The sequence below is a fragment of the Pseudomonas sp. K5002 genome, assembly GCF_013386655.1.
Classification (GTDB): Bacteria; Pseudomonadota; Gammaproteobacteria; order Pseudomonadales; family Pseudomonadaceae; genus Aquipseudomonas.
The window spans coordinates 1-1,229 of sequence record NZ_JACARK010001552.1 but is presented as its reverse complement, the minus strand read 5'-3'; the positions used below and the strand labels follow the sequence as shown (position 1 = coordinate 1,229).

Genomic DNA, 1,229 nt, shown 5'->3' with positions numbered 1-1,229 from the left:
GCCAGCGGGTCCACGGCGTTGGCGTCATAGCCGCAGGCGACGATGATCAGTTCCGGCTCGAAGCGCTCCAGGGCCGGTACCACGATGCGCTCCATCGCGTGCAGATAGGCTTCGTGGCCGCTGCCTGGCGGCAACGGGATATTGATATTGGCGCCCAGGCCGGCGCCACGGCCACGGTCCTGTTCACCGCTGTAGCCCGGCGGATAGCAACCGTCCTGGTGCAGGGAGATCGTCAATACATCGCCACGTGTTTCGAAGATGGACTGGGTGCCGTTGCCATGGTGCACGTCCCAGTCGATCACGGCGACCTTGCCCAGCCCGCGGCGCGCCTTGGCGGCCTCGATGGCGATGGCGATATTAGCCAGGAAGCAAAAGCCCATGGCGCCGTCCGCCAGGCAGTGATGCCCCGGCGGCCGCGACAGTGAGTAGGCATTCTCGACCTGCCCGCTCAGCACTGCGTCCACTGCAGCGATGGCCAGCCCGGCGGAGAGTCGGGCGATCTCGTAACTGCCCGGACCGATCGGTGCCTGTGGGCCCAGTTCGCCACCGCCGGCATCGCTCAGGGCCTTGAAGCGTTGCAGGTAGTCGGCACCGTGTACCCGTCGCAAGTCCTCGTCAGTGGCCGGAACTGCGCTGTGCTGTTGCAGGTGACGGCTCAGCCCGGATACGTCCAGCAGGCTTTTCAAGCGCCGCTTGGTCTCCGGCGACTCGGCATGCCCGCTGCTGGCAGGCGGCTGCACCCAACCGCCCACCGGCAAGGTCAGTGCGTGGGCGCCGGCGCTGTGCCAGAGGCTTAGTTCATCAAAGAAAAACGCGGTGGTTCGGTTCATCAGAGTCTCCAGTTCAGCGGGTTAAAACAGCGTCAGGCGTGGCGCGGCTGCCGAGCATCAGCGCCAGGGACAACAGGGTGACGGCGGCGCCGCCCACCAGCAGCGAGGCAAACCCGCCGCTGGCTTCGATGAGCCGCCCGGCAATGGCCGGCCCGATGGCCAGGCCCGCACCGATCACCAGGTTGGAGGTGTTCATCAGCTTGCCGCTGCGGTCGAGGTCGGCGAGGCAGGCGAGAATCAGCGGCAGGATGAAGGTCCAGGTGAATTTGAACAGCAGCGCTGCCAGGGCAAAGCGCAGCAGTGTTGGCGTACCGCTCAGCAACAGAACCGCACCGGCCATCAGGGCGTAGCCCACCAGCAACAGCAGCAGGCGTGGCAAGCGCGTACCGATCAGCGAGG

General features: G+C 66.2%; 1 protein-coding gene and 1 pseudogene. Both read right to left on the bottom strand.

Annotation, left to right across the window (positions count from 1 at the left end; all coding sequences use genetic code 11):
- Window positions 1-830: class II histone deacetylase (locus HX846_RS37870; protein ID WP_178967542.1), on the bottom strand; the 830-nt coding region annotated here is incomplete at its 3' end.
- 13 nt (window positions 831-843) lie between these two features.
- A pseudogene (locus tag HX846_RS37865) lies at window positions 844-1,229 on the bottom strand (MFS transporter); the annotation flags it as partial.